Source organism: Fusobacterium sp. JB019 (assembly GCA_030673965.1).
Taxonomy (GTDB): domain Bacteria; phylum Fusobacteriota; class Fusobacteriia; order Fusobacteriales; family Fusobacteriaceae; genus Fusobacterium_B.
Genome location: JAUTCN010000002.1, coordinates 411,848 through 430,017, shown reverse-complemented (window position 1 = coordinate 430,017; position 18,170 = coordinate 411,848). Strand labels below are relative to the sequence as shown.

The window sequence follows — 18,170 nt, the reverse complement described above, 5'->3', positions numbered from 1 at the left end:
TATGAAATGAGGATTATTAATGAAAGGTCTTTTATATGATAAATTAATGAGTAGATTAGAAAGAAAAATGTTGCATAATGAAAGATATGCTCTTTTAAAAAATATTGAAGGAAAAGTTTTAGAAATTGGAGCTGGTACTGGAGTTAATTTTGAATTTTATTCAAAAAATCATGTAATAGCCATAGATCCAGATGAAAAAATGATTATAGAAGCAGGAAAAAAAATTAATGGGAAAAATATAGAGATAGTTTTAGCCTCTGGAGAAAGTTTACCATTTAATGATAATATATTTGATACAGTGGTAATAACTTTAAGTTTATGTACAATTCCAGATCCAGATAAAACTTTAAAAGAAGTGAAAAGAGTGTGTAAGGCAAATGGAAAACTTTTAATTTTAGAACATATAAAAAATGAAAATAAATTTTTATTCTTTTTACAAAATATACTTACTCCTATGTGGAAAGTATTTGCAATGGGATGTCATTTAAATAGAGACACTATTAACACTATTGAGATTAATAATTTTGAAAAAATTTATTTAAAATATTTTTTTGGAAGAAATTTCATTAGGGGAAGCTTTAAAAATATAAAATAAATTTTAATTATGAGCTAAACTTTGCTTTTCTTTTGTTACTTTTGTTTAGGTTTTGTTTCTTTATGTTGTAATATTATTAATTATATGCTATTATTAATATAATAGGAATGTTATAAATGATTATTAAAATAAATATTATAAGGAAAGAGAGGGAAGCTTATGCTGCAAGAGGAAAGAATTAATGAAATAAGAAAAAAAGTTATGAAAAACAAAAAAGTACTTGTTAGCGATTTGTGCAAAGAATATGGTGTAAGTGGTGTGACGATAAGAAAAGATCTACAAATTCTTCATAAAGAAGGAATTATAAAGAAAATATATGGGGGAGCATTACTTAATGATGAATTTTCTAAAAACAAAGTAGGATTTAATGAAAATAATTTGGATTTAGATGAAAATAAAACAAAGGAAAAAGTTGTAGAGCTAGCACTTCTTCAGATAGAAGACGGAGATACAATATTTTTAGGATCAGGATCAACTTGTAATTTACTAGCAAAAAAGTTAGATAGATTTAAAAACTTAACAGTTGTGACTAATAATATATCAGCATTGATGGATTTAATTTCATTTAAATGTAAACTTTATATAGTTGGTGGAGAGGTTACCACAGTTGATTCAAATACTTATTTTTCAAGTATAGAAAATGCTTCACAATACTTGAAAAGCATATATGTTTCAAAGGCTTTTACAAGTTGTTCAGGAATTGATTTAAATGCTGGAATAACTGTAAATTCAATTATTAGTACTTATATTTATAGAAATTTATCAGATATTAATCGTAGATGGTATATGCTTGTTGATAATGAAAAGTTTGGACGTATGGGAATATATAAAATTGCTGATCTAAATCAAATAGATTGCATTATATCTGATACTATACCAAAGGTTTACAGTGATTATTTTAATGAAAAGGGAATAAAGTATTTAACAGAAGAAAATAAATAATAAAAGCTAAATAGTAAAAAAGCAACCTTTAAAATAAAAAGGTTGCTTTTTTATTTTTCAGTTTCATTAAAGTGAAACCAAAAGAAAGTGAAAGTAAATTTTAGAATAAGAAAAGCAACTATTAATAGCTGAATTATTGAGGGATAACTGGACCGTGAAAGAGTTGTATAGTAGTGGTTTAGCACTAAAAAAGAATCTAAAATATTTAAATAGAACAAAAAATACTAAATTTTTTCAAAAAAACATTGACAATTTAAAGGAAAAGAAATATAATCTAATCAAATAAAAGTGTAATTAAATATAAATGAAACGAAACCAAAAGAAACAAAGTTACAACTCTGGAGCTAAAAGAGTTGAGGAAACTTAGAAAGGAAGGATGATATGCAAATTTTAGCTGACAAAAAGCTTGATGTTATTTGTTTAGGGCGTGCAGGGGTGGATTTAAATCCAATAGAATTTAATAAGCCTATTGAGGAAGTCTCAGGATTTATGAAAAGTGTAGGAGGTTCTCCAGCAAATATAGCAGTGGGGCTTTCAAAACAAAATATGAAGGTTGGATTTATAGGAAGAGTCTCAGATGATGCTTTTGGTAGATATATAACTAAAAGTTTAGAGAAACTAAATATAGATACAAAGGGAATTATAAAAGATTCTGAATATACAAATGGACTTGCATTAACAGAAGTAAAAAGTCCTAATGAATGTGGAGTAATTTTTTATAGAGAGAATGTTGCAGATTTACATTTATGTTGTGAAGATATTGACGAGGATTATATTAAAAATTCAAAGATATTAGTAATATCAGGAACTGCATTTGCTTCTAGTCCTTCTAGAGAAGCTGCATTTCTTGCAATGGAATATGCTAGAAGAAATGGTGTGATAGTTATTATGGATATTGACTACCGTGCATATTCTTGGAAAACTCCATCAGAAACTTCAATTTGCTACACAATGGCTTGTGAAAAATGTGATGTAATAATTGGAACTAGAGAAGAGTTTGACGCAGTTGAATATCTTTGGGATAGAGAAAATCAAGATGATGATGTTACAGCAAAAAGATTCTTAAAAGGAAATACTCAATTAGTAGTTATTAAAAGAGGAGCCGATGGTTCTACAGCATTTAAGAATAACGGAGAAAAAATAGCTGTAGGAGTTGTTCCTACAAAAATAAGAAAAACTTTTGGAGCAGGAGATGCTTTTGCATCAGGATTTATAACTTCTTTAGTAAATGGAAACGATATAAAAACTTCATTAATAAAAGGAAGTGGAACAGCTTCAATAGTAATATCAAAAACAGATTGTACAGATTCAATGCCTTCAAAGGAAGAACTTGAAGAATATTTGAAAAATAATTCTGTGGAAGAAAAGGAGTAATGAATGATAAGTAATTTAAAAGAAGAGATTTTAAAAGCCTCCAAGGTTCCTGGAACCGTCATTGGATTTAATATTTTTGGATTTGAAGATGCAAAGGCAGTTATTGAAGCAGGGGAAGAACTTGAATATCCAGTAGCCCTAATGCTTAATAAACTAGCTACAAAACATCTACCAATAGAATCTTGGGCAGGATTGTTACTTCCTCTTGTAAAAAATGCAAAAATACCTGTATCTCTACATTTAGATCATTGCCAAGATTTTGAAACAATAGTAAAAGCAATACATTCAGGTTTCTCATCTGTTATGTTTGATGGATCTCAATATCCTTTAGAAAAAAATATAAAACTAACAAAGGAAATAGTTAAGATAGCAAAATGTTTTAATGTTTCAGTTGAAGGGGAAATAGGATCAGTTCCATATGCAGATATACCTGGAGCAGCAAAGGATATGACTACATCAGTATATGAAGCAAAAAGATTTGCAGAAGAATCAGGAATAGACTGGGTTGCTGTAGCAGTTGGTCAAGTTCATAGATTGAGAGGTTCTAAATCTAGAATTAATTTTGAAAGACTTAAAGAATTAGAAGAAGCTTTAAACATACCTATGGTTATTCACGGTGGATCTGGAATAGATGAAACTGATTTGAAAAAACTTGTAAGTGGAAAAGTTTCAAAAATGAATTATGGTACAGGTCTAAGAGTAGCTTTTGGAGAAAGTTTGAAAAAAAGTGTTGAAGATAATCCAGAAGAATTCGATAGATTAATCTTATTTGAAAATTCACAATTAGCAGTAAAAGAAACAGCAAAAGAAATAATAAATAATTTAAAAGCAAAGGAGAAACTATATTATGAAAACAATTAAGCTTACAGTTGCACAAGCATTAGTTAAATTTCTTAATAATCAATATTTAGAAGTTGACGGAGAAGAAATAAAATTTGTTGAAGGTATTATGGGAATATTTGGTCATGGGAATGTAGTAGGGTTAGGAGAAGCCTTAGCTCAATACAAAGATGAAATAAAATATATTCAAGGTAAAAACGAACAAGATATAGCAAATGTTTGTATTGCCTTTTCAAAACAAAATAGAAGAAGAAAAATATGTGCATGCACATCTTCGATAGGACCAGGAGCACTTAATATGGTAACAGCAGCAGGAACAGCAACTGTTAATAAGATTCCATTATTATTGCTTCCAGGAGATTATTTTGCAGATAGACAACCAGATCCAGTTTTACAACAAATGGAATGTGAAAAAGATAGTACAGTTTCAGTAAATGATGCTTTTAAACCTGTTACAAAATATTGGGATAGAGTAGTAAGACCTGAAGTGTTAATGACAGCATGTTTAAATGCAATGCGTGTTTTAACAGATCCAGCTCAAGCAGGGGCAGTTGCAATTTGTCTTCCTCAAGATGTTCAAGGAGAATCTTATGATTATCCAGTTGAATTTATAGAAAAACGTGTTTGGCATATGGATCGTCAGGCTCCATCTCTATCAGCAGTTGAACGTGCTGTAGAATTATTAAAAACTAAGAAGAAACCTCTTATAATTTCTGGTGGAGGAGCTCGTTATTCAGATGCAGGAAAAGAAATATTAGAATTTGCTAAAGAATTTAATATTCCGTTTGCAGAAACACAAGCAGGAAAAGGTGAAAATAGTTTTGATGAAACATATAACCTAGGTTGTGTTGGAGTTTGTGGAACATTAGCAGCTAATTTAATAGCTAAAGATGCAGATGCAATTATAGCTGTTGGAACAAAATTAAATGATTTTGTAACATCTTCAAAATCAGCGTTTAATATGGAATCTCCAATTGTTTCAATAAATACAAATAAAATGGATAGCTTGAAAATGAATAGTGTATCTGTTTTATCAGATGCAAAATGCGGAATAACTAAATTAGGAGAAGCTTTAAGAAAAGAAGGATACAAAGCAGCTTATGCTAATGAAATAGTTGATGCTAAAGAAAAATGGGAAGTAGAGTTAGATAAAATAAATAACAGTGATGACAGTATGGGAATGAATCAAGGAAAAGTATTATTAGAATTAAATAGATTATTTGATGATACAGATGTAGTAGTTGCAGCAGCAGGAAGTCTTCCTTCTGATTTAGAAAGATTATGGAAACCAAAAAGTGTAGACACTTATCACTTGGAATATGGATTCTCTTGTATGGGATATGAAATATCTGGAACTTTAGGAGCGAAATTAGCTCATCCAGAAAGAGAAGTTTATTCATTTGTTGGAGATGGAAGTTTCCTAATGGCTAACTCAGATTTAGTAACAAGCTTACAAGAAAATAAAAAAATAAATATATTATTATTTAATAACTGGGGACATCAATGTATCCATAACCTACAAAGAAATCAAGGTGTAGGATCATTTGGAACAGAGTTCCGTTATAGAGATGAAAAAACAGGTGGATTAACAGGGGAATATACAAATGTAGATTTTGCTGGAGTTGCAAAAGCTTACGGAGCTAATTCTTGGAAAGTTACAAATATGGAAGAATTAAGAAAAGCTTTAAAAGAGAGTAAAGAAAGCGAAAAATCAACTTTAATAGAAATTATGGTTTTACCTGGAACTATGACAGATGGATATGAAGCATTCTGGAGAGTTGGATTAGCTTCTGTATCTGAAAAAGAAACTGTAAGAGAATGTCATAAAGTTTTACAAGAAAAAGTAGATACTTTAAGAAAATGGTAAATTAATTATTTGGAGGTGTAAATTTATGGAAATAACAGGAGCACCTGGATGTTGGGGTGTTGAAGATTGCAATAATCCATATAATCCTAACTGGAAGAAAGTACTTAATGAAGCATCAAGAGCAGGATATTCAGGATTAGAATTAGGACCATATGGCTACATGCCTTTGGATGCAAATATTTTAGATGAAGAATTAAAAAAAAGAAATTTAAAAATAGTGGCAGGAACAATGTATGATGATTTGTCTTCCTTTGATAATTTTGATTATCTAATTGAAAAAACAAAAAAGATATGTAAATTATTATCAAAATTAGAAAAAGAAAATATAAAAAAAGAATTAAAATACAATCCACCATATTTAGTTGTCATAGACGAGGTTAATCCTTCACGTAGCAAAACTTCAGGATTATCTAATGAAGCAATAAGACTTGATGATAAAAAATGGAAACGTATGATGTATAACATTTCTGAAATCTCTAAAATAGCTAATAGCTACGGGGTGAGAGCGGTATTGCACCCCCATGCTGGAGGCCATATAGAATTTGCAGATGAAATAGATAGAGCAGCAAAGGATTTAAATAATGAATTAATAGGATTTTGCTTAGATACAGGTCATTTATATTATTCAGGAATGAACCCAATAGAGTGGCTTGAAAAATATTATGAAAGATTAGATTATATACATTTCAAAGATATAAATAAAGAAATTTATGATATAGAAACTAAAAAACATACAGGATTTTTTGAATCATGTGCACTAGGAGTTATGTGTCCTATAGGAAAAGGGATTTTATCTTATAGCCAAATATATAAATTTTTAAAAGAAAAAAACTATAAAGGATATATAACAATTGAGCAAGAAAGAGATCCAAGAAATTCAGATACAAGTTTTCAAGATGTTAAAGAAAGTATAGATTATTTGAAAAAAATAGGATTTTAAATAAAAAATATATAGGGAGGAAGTAAAAATGATGAAAGTACAATATGGATGTGCACCAATTAACTGGTCAAATGATGATTTACCATCTTTAGGGGGAGAATTAACTTATCAACAATGTTTAAGTGAAATGGCTCTAGCAGGTTATAAAGGTAGTGAAGGTGGATGGAAATATCCAAAAGAATTTGACGTAATTAAAAAAGCTTTAGATTTAAGAGGATTAGTAGTTTGTAATATGTGGTTTAGTAGCTTCTTTACTACATTTAAAAATGAAGAAACATATGAAGCTTTTGATAAACATATGGATTATACATATGGTTTAGGTGCAAGAGTTATAGGAGTTGGAGAATGTGGAGTAACTATTCATGGAGACATAAGTCAACCTCTTATTAAAAATAGACCAATATTAACAGATGAACAATTCAAAAATCTTTGTGAAGGTTTAAATGAATTAGGAAGAAGAGCAAAAGCAAAAGGAATGAAAGTTTGTTTCCATCCACATGTTGGAACAGGAATAGAAAGCTTAGAAGAAATAGATAGATTAATGGCAAATACAGATCCTGAATTAGTATTCTTAACTTTTGATACAGGACATAGTACTGTAGCAGGAGAAGATGCAGTTGAAATATTATCAAAACATATAAAACGTGTAGGACATGTTCATGTTAAAGATGTTAGAGGAGATGTTTTAAAAAGATTAAGAGAAGAAAATTTAAGTTTCTTACAAGGTGTTTTAAACGGAATGTTTACAGTACCTGGAGATGGAACTGAAGTAGATTGGGACGGAATATTTAAAATATTAAATGATAATGATTATGAAGGATGGATAGTAGTGGAAGCTGAACAAGATCCAGCTAAAGCAGATCCTCTTGAATATGCAATAAAAGCAAGAAAATTCATGCAAGAGAAAGCCGGAATGTAATTAAACTAAAAGGAGATGAACTTTTTGAAGATTCAAAATAAAGAAGGATTTAAAACAGGGTATAACAGTATTACTGAAATAAATGGAAAATGTTCAGACATGCTTATGGATTACGGAATATTGAAATTAGAAAAAGGTACTGTACATAATGACAAAGAACAATTAGAAAGAGTAGTTTATTTAATATATGGAGAAATTGAAGTTTCGTTCAATGGTGAAAAGTATATTGCAAAACGTGAAAGTTTTCTAGATGATAACTTTTGGGCAGTAAACTTACCAGAAGGAATGGAAGTTGAAATAAAAGGAATTTCTGATGATAGTGAAGTTGCATTAATAAGAACAGAAAATAAAAGAGAATTTTCTCCAACAGTAAGAACAAAAGAAAATTGTGTTATCGAAACTAGAGGAAAAGGTTCTATGAATGAAGCGGGAACTCGTATAGTAAAAACATTGATGGATAAAAAATTAGCACCTGAATCTAATATTATGATAGGTGAAGACGTACATTATCCAGGAAAATGGTCAGGTTTTCCTTCTCACTCTCATAATCAACCTGAAATTTATTTTTATAAATTTTATCCAGGAAACGGATTTGGTCTATTAAAACTAGGAGATGAAGGAGTTTTAATGGAGAATAATGACACAATTACTATATCTCCTGACTTAGTTCATCCTCAAGTTGCAGCACCTGGATATGCAATGTATTACATATGGATTATTCGTCACTTAGAAGGAAATCCTTATTTGAAACCAAATTTTGAAGAGCAGCATTTGTGGGTAGAGGAGCCTGGAGCTAAATATTGGCCAGAGATTTAAATAAATTAAATTTAGGAGGAAGAAAAATGTTTAATGAAGAATTACGTTTTGGTAAACCTATTAGATGGGGAATGATTGGTGGAGGTCGTGGAAGTCAAATTGGATATATCCATCGTTCAAGTGCTCAAAGAGATAATATATTTAAATTAGTAGCAGGAGCATTTGATATTAATCATGAAAGAGGAATAGAATTTGGAGTAAACTTAGGATTAGATAAAGATCGTTGCTATGCTAATTATAAAGAAATGTTTGAAGCTGAAGCAAAAAGAGAAGATGGAATTCAAGCAGTTTCAATTGCAACTCCAAACTTCACACATTTTGAAATAGCTAAAGCAGCTTTAGAAGCAAATCTTCATGTTATTTGTGAAAAACCTCTTTGTTTCACAGAAGAAGAAGGAGAAGTTTTAGAAAATTTAGCAAAATCTAAAAATAGAGTATTTGGAGTAACTTATGGATATACAGGTGCTCAAATGATTCATCAAGCAAGAGAAATGGTTAAGAACGGAGATTTAGGAGAAATTAGAATTATAAACATGCAATTTGCTCATGGTTTCCATTCTCAAGAAGTAGAATCTAATGATCCAGGAACAAAATGGAGAGTTAATCCTAAAACTTCAGGACCAGCATATGTATTAGGAGATGTAGGAACTCATGCATTCTTCTTAGCTGAAACTATAGTTCCTGAATTAAAAGTTGAAAGTTTACTTTGCAGTCGTCAAAGTTTTATAAAAAGTAGAGCTCCACTAGAAGATAACGCAGTTGTATTATTAAAATATAATAACGGAGCTATAGGAAATCTTTGGGCAAGTGCAGTAAATGCAGGATCTATGCATCAACAAAAAATACGTGTAGTAGGATCAAAAGCAAGTATTGAATGGTGGGATGAACATCCAAATCAATTAAAATATGAAGTTCAAGGAGAACCAGCTAGAATATTAGATAGAGGTATGGGTTACCTTTATGAAAATGAAGCTATAAATTGTGACAGAATGGGTGGAGGACATGCAGAAGGTTTATTTGAATCTTGGGCAAATCTTTACTACAGATTCGGAAAAGCAATGCATGCTTACGATGAAAACAATGAAGAAATTAAAAATAATTTATGGTATCCAAATGTAGAAGACGGAGTTCAAGGTGTTAAATTAGTAGAAAAATGCGTTGAATCAGCAGACAATGGTAGTGTATGGGTTAAATATTAATTAGACCTATTATATTATAAATAAAACAGTAAATAGAAACGAAGCAACATTAAACAAAACAATATAAACCGGTAAGTTCCCAAGGCTTATCGGTTTATAAACAAAAAAGAAACAATAGCTCAACCTTTATCAAAATTATACTTTCTTACTAAAATTCAAAAAGATGATTTAATTAAAAATTTAAATTACAAATATTATATTTCAATTATCGAAACATAATATTGTTTTTGTAATGCAATTTTTTAGAGATAAGAAAGCATAAGAAGAGCATGGAATACTAAATTAAAAGTTAAAATGAAATATATTAAAAGAAATTACATAGTTAGAAAATATTTTGGAATTTTTTAAATTTAGGGCATCATCATAAAAGAAAATAAAGGGAGAATAATATGGAAGATATGCAAGTAGGAAGTGTAGGAATTGAAAGTCCTGGAATAGGGATTGGAAGTATTGGAAAAGATATAGGAGTTGGAAATGCAGGTGCAAATATAGTTGACGACGATGTTAAAGTTTCCTTATGGGAAAAAGTAGCTTATGGTGGAGGAGATACAGCTTGTAATATTTCTTTGGGAGTTGTAAATTCTTTGTTAACTTTATTTTATACTGATTATGCAGGAATATCAGTTGGAATAGTTGGTATGGTTATGTTATTATCTAGAGTTTTTGATGGATTTTCAGATGTGGCAATGGGGTTTATAACTGAAAAAGTTAATTCAAAATGGGGAAAAGCTCGTCCTTGGGTTTTATGGATGTCGCTACCTTATTTTTTATCAACAATAGCTTTGTTTGTTGTGCCAGCAGATTCTAGTGCAACGATACAATTTATATATATATTTGTTACATATAATCTTGTAACTACAGTTATTTATACAGCATTAAATTTACCATACAGTGTTCTTGGATCATTAATGACTAGAAATCAACATGAAAGAGGAGTTATTGCTATGGTTCGTATGGGAATGTCACCTCTTGGAAAAATACTTGCAGTTACATTTACATTGCCTATAGTTAAATATTTCGGTAATGACCAATCAGCTTGGATAAAAACAATTTCTATGTGGTCAGCAGTAGCTTTTATATTACTAATAATATGTTTCTTTTTCTGTAAAGAGCGTGTTAAAGCCTCTGCCAATAGAAAAGGTAAACCAGATTTGAAACGTGGAATAAAAGCTTTGTTTAAAAATAAATATTGGGTTTATTGTTTAATGTTGTGGGCTTTAATTAATATTCATAACACAATAGTTGGAATGAATTTACCTTACTATTGTAAATATATTCTTGGAAATGATGATTGGATGTATAGTGTGTTATATACTACAGAATTTCTTGTATTAGGGATAGGATCTTTCTTGTGTTCTTTGCTTCTTAGAAAAGTATCAAAAAGAGATATGGCTTTAGCAGGAGCATTACTTGCAGTAGTAGCACAATTAGCTTTCTTTATCAATCCATATAGTTTTAACTGGGCGTTAATAACTAGTGCAGTAAGATCAGTTGGAGAAGCTCCAATGTTTGCAGTAATATTTGGAATGTTAGCAGATACAGTTGAGTATGGTCAATGGAAAACTCATACACGTTATGAGGGTCTTATATTCTCAAGTTCTTCTTTAGGATCAAAAGTAGGACCTGGATTAATGACTGCACTTATTGGTGGATTATTAGCTTTTTCTGGTTATGTAAGTTCAACAGCAGGAAGTGTTGTTAGACAACCAGAAAGTGCAAAGGCAATGATATTAACATTATATAAATGGGGACCAGTTGTATCTTGGGCATTAATAGCTTTAATATTATTCTATTATAAGTTAGATAAGATATATCCACAAATCATGGTTGAATTAAAAGCAAGAGAAGCAAAGGGTGAATTATAAGATATAACGAAACAGGAGGTTAAGATGAGCAAAAAAATAGTTACTATGGAAGAAGCTGTTTCTCAAATAAAAGATGGAATGACAGTTTTTATTGGAGGATTTTTAGGAGTTGGAACACCTGAAAAAATAATAGATGCTTTGATAGAAAAAAATGTAAAGAATTTAAAAGTTATAGGAAATGATACAGGATTTCCTGACAAGGGAATAGGAAGATTGATTTGTAATAATCAAGTTACAAAAGTTATTGCAAGTCATATAGGAACTAATCCTGAAACAGGAAATAGAATGAATTCAGGAGAATTAGAAGTTGAACTTTGTCCTCAAGGTACTTTAGCAGAGAGAATAAGAATTGGTGGAAACGGATTAGGAGGCTTCTTAACTCCAACAGGAGTAAATACAATTGTAGAAGAGGGGAAACAAACTATGTTCGTAGAAGGGAAAAAATATATATTAGAAAAACCTTTAAGAGCAGATATAGCTTTAATCAATGGATCTATAGTGGATGAAGTTGGAAATGTTGTTTACTCTAAAACTACTAAAAATTTTAATCCTATGATGGCTACAGCAGCCGATAAAGTTATAGTTTATGCAGAAAATCTTGTAAAACCTGGAACAATAGATCCAGATCATGTTATGACATCTAGAATATTTGTAGATTATATAGTGAGATAGGAGGATGTGAAATGGAAATAAATAAAAAAGAAGCAAGAGATTATATTGCTAAAAGAGTAGCAAAAGAATTAAAAGATGGCTATGTGGTAAATTTAGGAATTGGATTACCTACAGCAGTTGTAAATTATATTCCAGAAGATATGGATATAGTTTTTCAATCTGAAAACGGAATAATTGGCGTTGGTCCTGCTCCTGATAATACTGGTATAGATAAAGATTTAATTAATGCTGGGGGTGGTTATGTAACTGTTCTTCCGGGAGCTCAATTCTTTGATTCTTGTACTTCCTTTGGAATAATTAGAGGAGGACATGTAAATGCAACAGTTTTGGGAGCTTTACAAGTTGACGAAGAAGGAAATCTTGCTAATTGGATGGTTCCTGGAAAAAAAGTTCCTGGTATGGGTGGAGCTATGGATTTAGTTGTAGGGGCAAAAGAAGTAATTGTAGCTATGGAGCATACTGCAGGAGGTAAGTTGAAAATACTTAAAAAATGTAATCTACCTTTGACTGCAGCAAAGGAAGTAAATCTTATAATTACTGAAAAATGTGTATTAAGAGTAACTGAAAGAGGACTTGTGTTAGAGGAAGTAAGTCCATATTCTTCAATAGATGATATTAGAGTATCTACAGATGCAGATATAATAATACCTAAAAACGTAAAAGTGCTAACTATGTAAATTTAAAAAATAGGGCGGAGGTTGATTTTCAATTTCTGCTCTATTTTATATTATAAAGTATTATAAATTATAGAAAGATTTTGTAATTAAAATTTTAGAATTACAAGGTCTTTTTTTATTTAATCACATAAATTTCACATAATATTCACATTTGTTTGCTGTAGATTTATGAGCTGTTTTCATTTATAATGTTTTTATAAGATAAAATTTGAATTACATGTAAGAATAAAATTATTTAGAGAGTTAAAGCTATATAAGGAAAGGAAAATTTATGAAAAAAATATTTTTAGTTGAAGATGAGAAAAATCTGAGAGATTTATTAGTATCATATTTAATTAATGAAGATTATGATGTTACTGCCTTTGAAGATGGGATCAGTGCAAAGGAAGCAATACCTTTAAATCCAGATTTATGGGTGCTCGATATTATGGTTCCAGGAATGAATGGATATGCCCTTATTAAAGAAATAAAGAAAAATAATTTGGAAACCCCTGTAATATTTATGTCAGCTAGAAGTGCTGAGCTAGATAGAGTTATAGGACTTGAAATGGGAAGTGAAGATTATCTTCCAAAGCCATTTCTTCCAAGGGAACTAATACTTAGAATAAATAGACTTTTAAAAATTGATAATAAAGTAAAAATAAAGTCTAAAGTTTTTATAGGGAGCTCTATTTTTGATAGACAAAGAAGAGTAGTATTAAATGAAGAAAAAGAAGAAATTCCACTAACAGTGAAGGAATATGATTTTTTAGAATTTTTAATAAATAACAGAGGAAAAGCTATTGAAAGAACAACAATTATTGATAATGTTTGGGGAATTAATTATTTTGGATCTGAAAGAGTGGTGGATGATACACTTAGAAGACTTAGAAAAAAAATCCCAGATCTTCCCTTGGAAACTGTTTATGGATATGGATATATTCTAAAGGAGAATTTATAATATGGAGGGTAAATTTAGATCTATTAATTTTAAAGTTTGGCGGATCATGGCTATAGTTATAATAATATTTTTTGGAGCTATTTTAACTATAAACTATACAGTTATAAGAACAATGAAAAGTGCCTTTGTATTAGAAAGGCTTAAAGAGACATCTGGGCTTATAAAGGATTATGAAAATATTTCCTCAATAGAAAATAAATATATAGGATTGCCTCAAGCTTTAAATTTTAAAATAATTCAGGAAGAAGATGGATATGATATATCAATTGATCCTTTTATTATGGAAATTGCTAAAAAGAAAGATAGAAATATAAATATATTTCAAAAGATAACAAGTAATATAGAAAAAAATAAAGAGGAAAAGGGAAGATTAAAAGAAGAGGGAAAATTAATTTTTTATTATGTTGACTGGGAACAAAATGAAATAGGAGACAGGCATAAGAAGGGAACAGTATTTTTTACAGTTTTACCAAAAAGAAATAATCTTGAAATAGAATTTTTCTTAGGAATATGTCTCTTGTTTATAATGAGCTTTTTCATTTCTAGGTCAATTTCAAAAAAAATTGCAGATCCTGTACAAAAGCTAACATTATTTGCTGAAGAAATATCCAAAAGAAACTGGAAAGCTAAGGTTCCTAAAACAGATTATGATGAAATAGGAATTTTAACAGAAGCTTTGGAAGAAATGAGAGATTCTTTAAGATTATATGAAGAAAGAGACAGACAATTTTTACAGTCCACATCTCATGATTTAAAAACTCCAGTGATGGTTATAAAGGGGTATGCTCAGTCAATGATTGATGGTATTAAAATAAATTCTCAGCAAACAGGAGCAGAAGTTATAAAAATGGAAGCAGAGCGTTTAGAAAGAAAAATAAATCAGTTATTAAAATTAAATACCCTTAGTCATTCTTTAGAATATAATAGAAATAAAGAATGTATAAGAATAGATAGGATTTTAAAAAATCTAATATCAAAATTTAAAATTATTAGATCAGATTTAAAATGGGAGATTTATTTAAATGAAATGGAGCTTCAAGGGGATTCAGAGGCATTTTTAATTGCCTTTGAAAATATTATTGAAAATCAGTTGAGATTTGCAAAGAATTTAATTTCTATAAGAATGAAAAATGGAGATTATAAAGAAATTGTTATTTCAAATGATGGTCCTCATTTTCATGTTCAAGATCCAAATATTCTTTTTGAAACTTATACCAAGGATAGATCAGGAAAGTTTGGACTAGGACTTTCAATAGTAAAACAGATTATAAAATCTCATGATGGAACTATTGAAGCTTATAATTTAAAAGAAGGTGTTGAATTTAAAATTTTACTTTAGGAGATTTGAAAAAAATTTAAAAGGAGAAAAACATGAAATTTGAAAAATTTAAACTGAGTAAAAAGAAAATATCGATTTTGATAGTTGTTTTAGGTTTGGTGATTGTTACTTTTAGTATTTTTTCAAATAAGGAACAAAAATCTATATTTTTAACAGAGCCTGTAAAAGTTGGAACTGTTAGTGAGAGTGTAATTGCTACAGGAACAGTTAGAAGCAACAATAGAATAGATGTTGGAGCTCAAGTTAGTGGTGAAATAAAAAAATTAAATGTAACCTTAGGAGAAAAAGTTAAAAAAGGAGATTTAATAGCAATAATTGATTCCACAACAAAAGAAAATGAACTTGAAAAATCAAAGTCACAACTAATTTCATATGAATCACAACTTGAAAGTAAAAAAATAGCTTTAGAAGTTGCAGATTCAAAATATATGAGATCAAAAAAATTATATAAATTAAAATCAATTTCTCAAGATGACTATGAAAGTGCAAAGGAAAAATATTATGGGGCAAAGAGTGATTTGAAGGAAATTGAAGAGCTAATAAAACAAGCAAAAATAGAAGTTGAAACAGCAAAGACAAATCTTTCTTATACTACAATTCTTTCTCCAATTGATGGGGTTATAATTTCAATTCCTGTATCAGAAGGACAGACAGTAAATAGTAGTCAAACAGCTCCAACAATAGTTCAAATTGCAGATTTGGATAAGATGCTTATAAAACCAGAGATATCTGAAGGAGATATAACAAAATTAAAAGTTGGACAAGATGTTGAATTTACAATTTTATCAGTTCCAGGAAGAATATATAAGGGTAAAATAAGTTCAATAGATCCAGCTTCAACAACTTTAACAGATGACGAATATCAAGAATCAGTAAGTGATACAGATGCAGTTTATTATTACGCAAATGTAATTGTTGATAATGAAGATAATATTTTAAGAATTGGAATGACAACTACAAATACTATAAAAATAAAGGAAGTAAAAAATGTTTTAATTATTCCTTCAATAGCTCTTAGTAAAGAAAATGGAAAATATTTTGTAAGAATATTAGAAGATGAAAAGGCAGTTAAAAGATCAGTGAAAATAGGAATAAAAGATGACATAAACGTGGAAATAAAAAGTGGAGTTCAAAAGGGAGAAAAAGTAATTGTAGCTGAAGGAAAGGCTGGAGAAGTAGGTAAATTAGCTCGTCCGCCAAGATTCTAAGGAGGATGAAATATGTCTAAATTAATAGAGTTAAAAAATATAAACAAATATTTTGGTGAAGGTGAAAATAAAGTACATGTTTTAAAGGATGTTTCAATAGAAATAAGAAAAGGTGAATTTATATCTATTATAGGTCAGTCAGGTTCTGGGAAATCTACACTTATGAATATTATAGGTTGCTTAGATAAACCTACAGATGGATCTTATATAATAGATGGAAGAGAGACTATAAAACTTTCAAAGAATGAACTTTCATTTTTAAGGCAGCAAAAGTTTGGATTTATTTTTCAAAGATATAATTTAATAGCAAGTTTAACTGCTGTTGAAAACGTAGCTCTACCTTCAATTTATGCTGGTTTAGGTGAAAAAGAAAGAACTGAAAATGCTATTGAACTTCTTGAAAAATTAGATTTAGGAAATAAAACTAAGAATAAACCAAATGAACTTTCAGGTGGACAACAACAAAGGGTTTCAATAGGAAGAGCTCTTATGAATGGTGGAGAAATAATATTAGCAGATGAACCCACAGGAGCTTTGGATTCTAAAAGTGGAGAGATGGTAATGGAAATTTTAACAAATCTTCATAAGGAAGGACATACTATTATATTAGTTACCCATGATAAAAATATTGCAAATTATGCAAATAGAATAATAGAAATAAAAGATGGAGAAATATATAAAGATTCTACAAATAAAAAATTAGAAATAGATCATTGTGAAGAGTTAGCTGAAAAAGTAGAACATGAGAAAACTAGAAAAGATAAGATAAATTTTTATAAAAGTCAAATATCTGAATCTTTAAAAATGTCAATAAATGCCATAGTGACTCATAAAATGCGTTCTTTACTGACTATGTTAGGAATAATTATTGGGATAGCTTCTATAATCTGTGTTGTTGCTCTTGGAAATGGATCTCAACAAAAGATTCTTGAAAATATTAATTCCTTAGGAACAAATACCCTTGATGTATATAACGGAGTTGGAAGAGGGGATAGATATGCTAAAAAAAATTTAACAATAAAGGACGCTGAGTATTTGGAGAAACAATTTTATATAGAAAGTATCACACCAAATACAGCTGACACTGGAATCTTAACATATAAAAATAAAGCTCTTGATGCAACTTTGAGAGGAGTTGGACAAGGTTATTTTCAAATAAAAGGGCTTAGTATAGGTGAAGGAAGTAAATTTGCTGAAGAGGATGTTGAAAAAAATGCTCAAGTGGTATTAATTGATGAAAATACAAAGGAAGAACTTTTTAAAGATGAAAATCCAGTTGGGAAAATAATAATTTATAATAAAAAACCTTTAAAAATAGTGGGTACAGCCATAGCAAATAGTAATATTTCAATGAACTCAAGTAGTTTGGTTCTATATGCTCCTTATACAACTGTTATGAATAAAATAACAGGGGATAATCGTATAAATTCCATAACTTTAAAGATAAAAAATGAAGTTGATATGCAAATAGCAGAAAAAAATGTAACTAATATTTTAAAAATAAGACATGGGAAGAAAGATTTCTTTATAATGAATATAGATACTTTGAAAAAGACAGTTGAAAGCACAACTAATGCAATGAGACTTTTGATTGCTTGTATAGCTTGTATATCATTAGTTGTTGGGGGAATAGGAGTTATGAATATAATGCTAGTTTCAGTTACAGAAAGAACTAAGGAAATTGGTATTAGAATGGCCATAGGAGCAAAACAAAGAGATATTCTTCAACAATTTTTAATTGAAGCAATTTTACTTTGCTTTATTGGAGGGGCTATTGGAGTCTTGTTATCAGTAGGGTTTGGAAATTTATTCAATATGTTAACAGATAGATTTACAATGATATTCTCTTATGCTTCAATAATTATATCAGTTTTATGTTCAACAATAATAGGGATATTATTTGGATACTTACCAGCAAAAAATGCATCTGAATTAGATCCTATAAATGCCCTTTCTAGAGAATAATAAAAGGAGAAA

16 protein-coding genes are annotated in these 18,170 nt (G+C 29.5%); all 16 read left to right on the top strand.

What is annotated here, in order from left to right:
* Window positions 1-19: 19 nt before the first annotated feature.
* Entirely contained in the window at window positions 20-595 is a 576-nt protein-coding gene (locus tag Q7K47_02285) for a class I SAM-dependent methyltransferase (protein ID MDP0506035.1), read from the top strand.
* A gap of 159 nt (window positions 596-754) precedes the next feature.
* Window positions 755-1,537, top strand: coding sequence for a DeoR/GlpR family DNA-binding transcription regulator (locus Q7K47_02280; protein ID MDP0506034.1), 783 nt, complete (start codon window positions 755-757; stop codon window positions 1,535-1,537).
* 381 nt (window positions 1,538-1,918) lie between these two features.
* Window positions 1,919-2,911 (top strand): 5-dehydro-2-deoxygluconokinase, encoded by a 993-nt coding sequence (gene iolC, locus Q7K47_02275; GenBank protein ID MDP0506033.1) that lies wholly within the window; start codon window positions 1,919-1,921, stop codon window positions 2,909-2,911.
* A 3-nt stretch (window positions 2,912-2,914) separates the two neighbouring features.
* Complete coding sequence (locus tag Q7K47_02270) at window positions 2,915-3,772, top strand: class II fructose-bisphosphate aldolase (protein MDP0506032.1); 858 nt, start codon at window positions 2,915-2,917, stop codon at window positions 3,770-3,772.
* Window positions 3,759-5,618: a 3D-(3,5/4)-trihydroxycyclohexane-1,2-dione acylhydrolase (decyclizing) gene (iolD, locus tag Q7K47_02265; protein ID MDP0506031.1), complete on the top strand. Its 1,860-nt coding sequence runs from the start codon at window positions 3,759-3,761 to the stop codon at window positions 5,616-5,618. The genes Q7K47_02270 and iolD overlap by 14 nt, the downstream gene beginning before the upstream one ends.
* Window positions 5,619-5,643: 25 nt before the next feature.
* Window positions 5,644-6,558, top strand: coding sequence for a TIM barrel protein (locus Q7K47_02260; GenBank protein MDP0506030.1), 915 nt, complete (start codon window positions 5,644-5,646; stop codon window positions 6,556-6,558).
* A 28-nt stretch (window positions 6,559-6,586) separates the two neighbouring features.
* The gene (gene iolE / locus Q7K47_02255; GenBank protein MDP0506029.1) at window positions 6,587-7,477 is read left to right on the top strand and encodes a myo-inosose-2 dehydratase; all 891 of its coding nucleotides are present in this window, start codon (window positions 6,587-6,589) and stop codon (window positions 7,475-7,477) included.
* Window positions 7,478-7,501: 24 nt separating this feature from the next.
* Window positions 7,502-8,293, top strand: coding sequence for a 5-deoxy-glucuronate isomerase (locus Q7K47_02250; GenBank protein MDP0506028.1), 792 nt, complete (start codon window positions 7,502-7,504; stop codon window positions 8,291-8,293).
* Between the two features lie 26 nt (window positions 8,294-8,319).
* On the top strand, window positions 8,320-9,492 hold the full coding sequence (locus tag Q7K47_02245) for a Gfo/Idh/MocA family oxidoreductase (protein ID MDP0506027.1): 1,173 nt from the start codon (window positions 8,320-8,322) through the stop codon (window positions 9,490-9,492).
* A gap of 389 nt (window positions 9,493-9,881) precedes the next feature.
* Window positions 9,882-11,357, top strand: a complete 1,476-nt coding sequence (locus Q7K47_02240; GenBank protein MDP0506026.1) for a glycoside-pentoside-hexuronide (GPH):cation symporter — start codon at window positions 9,882-9,884, stop codon at window positions 11,355-11,357.
* 24 nt (window positions 11,358-11,381) lie between these two features.
* Window positions 11,382-12,029, top strand: a complete 648-nt coding sequence (locus Q7K47_02235) for a CoA transferase subunit A (GenBank protein ID MDP0506025.1) — start codon at window positions 11,382-11,384, stop codon at window positions 12,027-12,029.
* Window positions 12,030-12,040: 11 nt separating this feature from the next.
* On the top strand, window positions 12,041-12,706 hold the full coding sequence (locus Q7K47_02230; GenBank protein MDP0506024.1) for a 3-oxoacid CoA-transferase subunit B: 666 nt from the start codon (window positions 12,041-12,043) through the stop codon (window positions 12,704-12,706).
* A gap of 271 nt (window positions 12,707-12,977) precedes the next feature.
* The gene (locus tag Q7K47_02225) at window positions 12,978-13,646 is read left to right on the top strand and encodes a response regulator transcription factor (GenBank protein MDP0506023.1); all 669 of its coding nucleotides are present in this window, start codon (window positions 12,978-12,980) and stop codon (window positions 13,644-13,646) included.
* Window position 13,647: 1 nt separating this feature from the next.
* Window positions 13,648-14,985, top strand: coding sequence for a HAMP domain-containing sensor histidine kinase (locus Q7K47_02220; protein MDP0506022.1), 1,338 nt, complete (start codon window positions 13,648-13,650; stop codon window positions 14,983-14,985).
* A 32-nt stretch (window positions 14,986-15,017) separates the two neighbouring features.
* Window positions 15,018-16,193 (top strand): efflux RND transporter periplasmic adaptor subunit, encoded by a 1,176-nt coding sequence (locus Q7K47_02215; protein ID MDP0506021.1) that lies wholly within the window; start codon window positions 15,018-15,020, stop codon window positions 16,191-16,193.
* Between the two features lie 12 nt (window positions 16,194-16,205).
* A complete protein-coding gene (locus Q7K47_02210) occupies window positions 16,206-18,158 on the top strand; it encodes a MacB family efflux pump subunit (GenBank protein MDP0506020.1) in 1,953 nt (650 codons plus the stop codon).
* Window positions 18,159-18,170: the final 12 nt, after the last annotated feature.

Coding starts and splice junctions, on each gene's coding strand:
- Q7K47_02245 (MDP0506027.1), top strand. CDS start 8,320: ATGTTTAATGAAGAATTACGTTTTGGTAAACCTATTAGATGGGGAATG.
- Q7K47_02225 (MDP0506023.1), top strand. CDS start 12,978: ATGAAAAAAATATTTTTAGTTGAAGATGAGAAAAATCTGAGAGATTTA.
- Q7K47_02260 (MDP0506030.1), top strand. CDS start 5,644: ATGGAAATAACAGGAGCACCTGGATGTTGGGGTGTTGAAGATTGCAAT.
- Q7K47_02235 (MDP0506025.1), top strand. CDS start 11,382: ATGAGCAAAAAAATAGTTACTATGGAAGAAGCTGTTTCTCAAATAAAA.
- Q7K47_02215 (MDP0506021.1), top strand. CDS start 15,018: ATGAAATTTGAAAAATTTAAACTGAGTAAAAAGAAAATATCGATTTTG.
- iolE (MDP0506029.1), top strand. CDS start 6,587: ATGATGAAAGTACAATATGGATGTGCACCAATTAACTGGTCAAATGAT.
- Q7K47_02285 (MDP0506035.1), top strand. CDS start 20: ATGAAAGGTCTTTTATATGATAAATTAATGAGTAGATTAGAAAGAAAA.
- iolC (MDP0506033.1), top strand. CDS start 1,919: ATGCAAATTTTAGCTGACAAAAAGCTTGATGTTATTTGTTTAGGGCGT.
- Q7K47_02280 (MDP0506034.1), top strand. CDS start 755: ATGCTGCAAGAGGAAAGAATTAATGAAATAAGAAAAAAAGTTATGAAA.
- Q7K47_02220 (MDP0506022.1), top strand. CDS start 13,648: ATGGAGGGTAAATTTAGATCTATTAATTTTAAAGTTTGGCGGATCATG.
- Q7K47_02230 (MDP0506024.1), top strand. CDS start 12,041: ATGGAAATAAATAAAAAAGAAGCAAGAGATTATATTGCTAAAAGAGTA.
- Q7K47_02240 (MDP0506026.1), top strand. CDS start 9,882: ATGGAAGATATGCAAGTAGGAAGTGTAGGAATTGAAAGTCCTGGAATA.
- Q7K47_02210 (MDP0506020.1), top strand. CDS start 16,206: ATGTCTAAATTAATAGAGTTAAAAAATATAAACAAATATTTTGGTGAA.
- iolD (MDP0506031.1), top strand. CDS start 3,759: ATGAAAACAATTAAGCTTACAGTTGCACAAGCATTAGTTAAATTTCTT.
- Q7K47_02270 (MDP0506032.1), top strand. CDS start 2,915: ATGATAAGTAATTTAAAAGAAGAGATTTTAAAAGCCTCCAAGGTTCCT.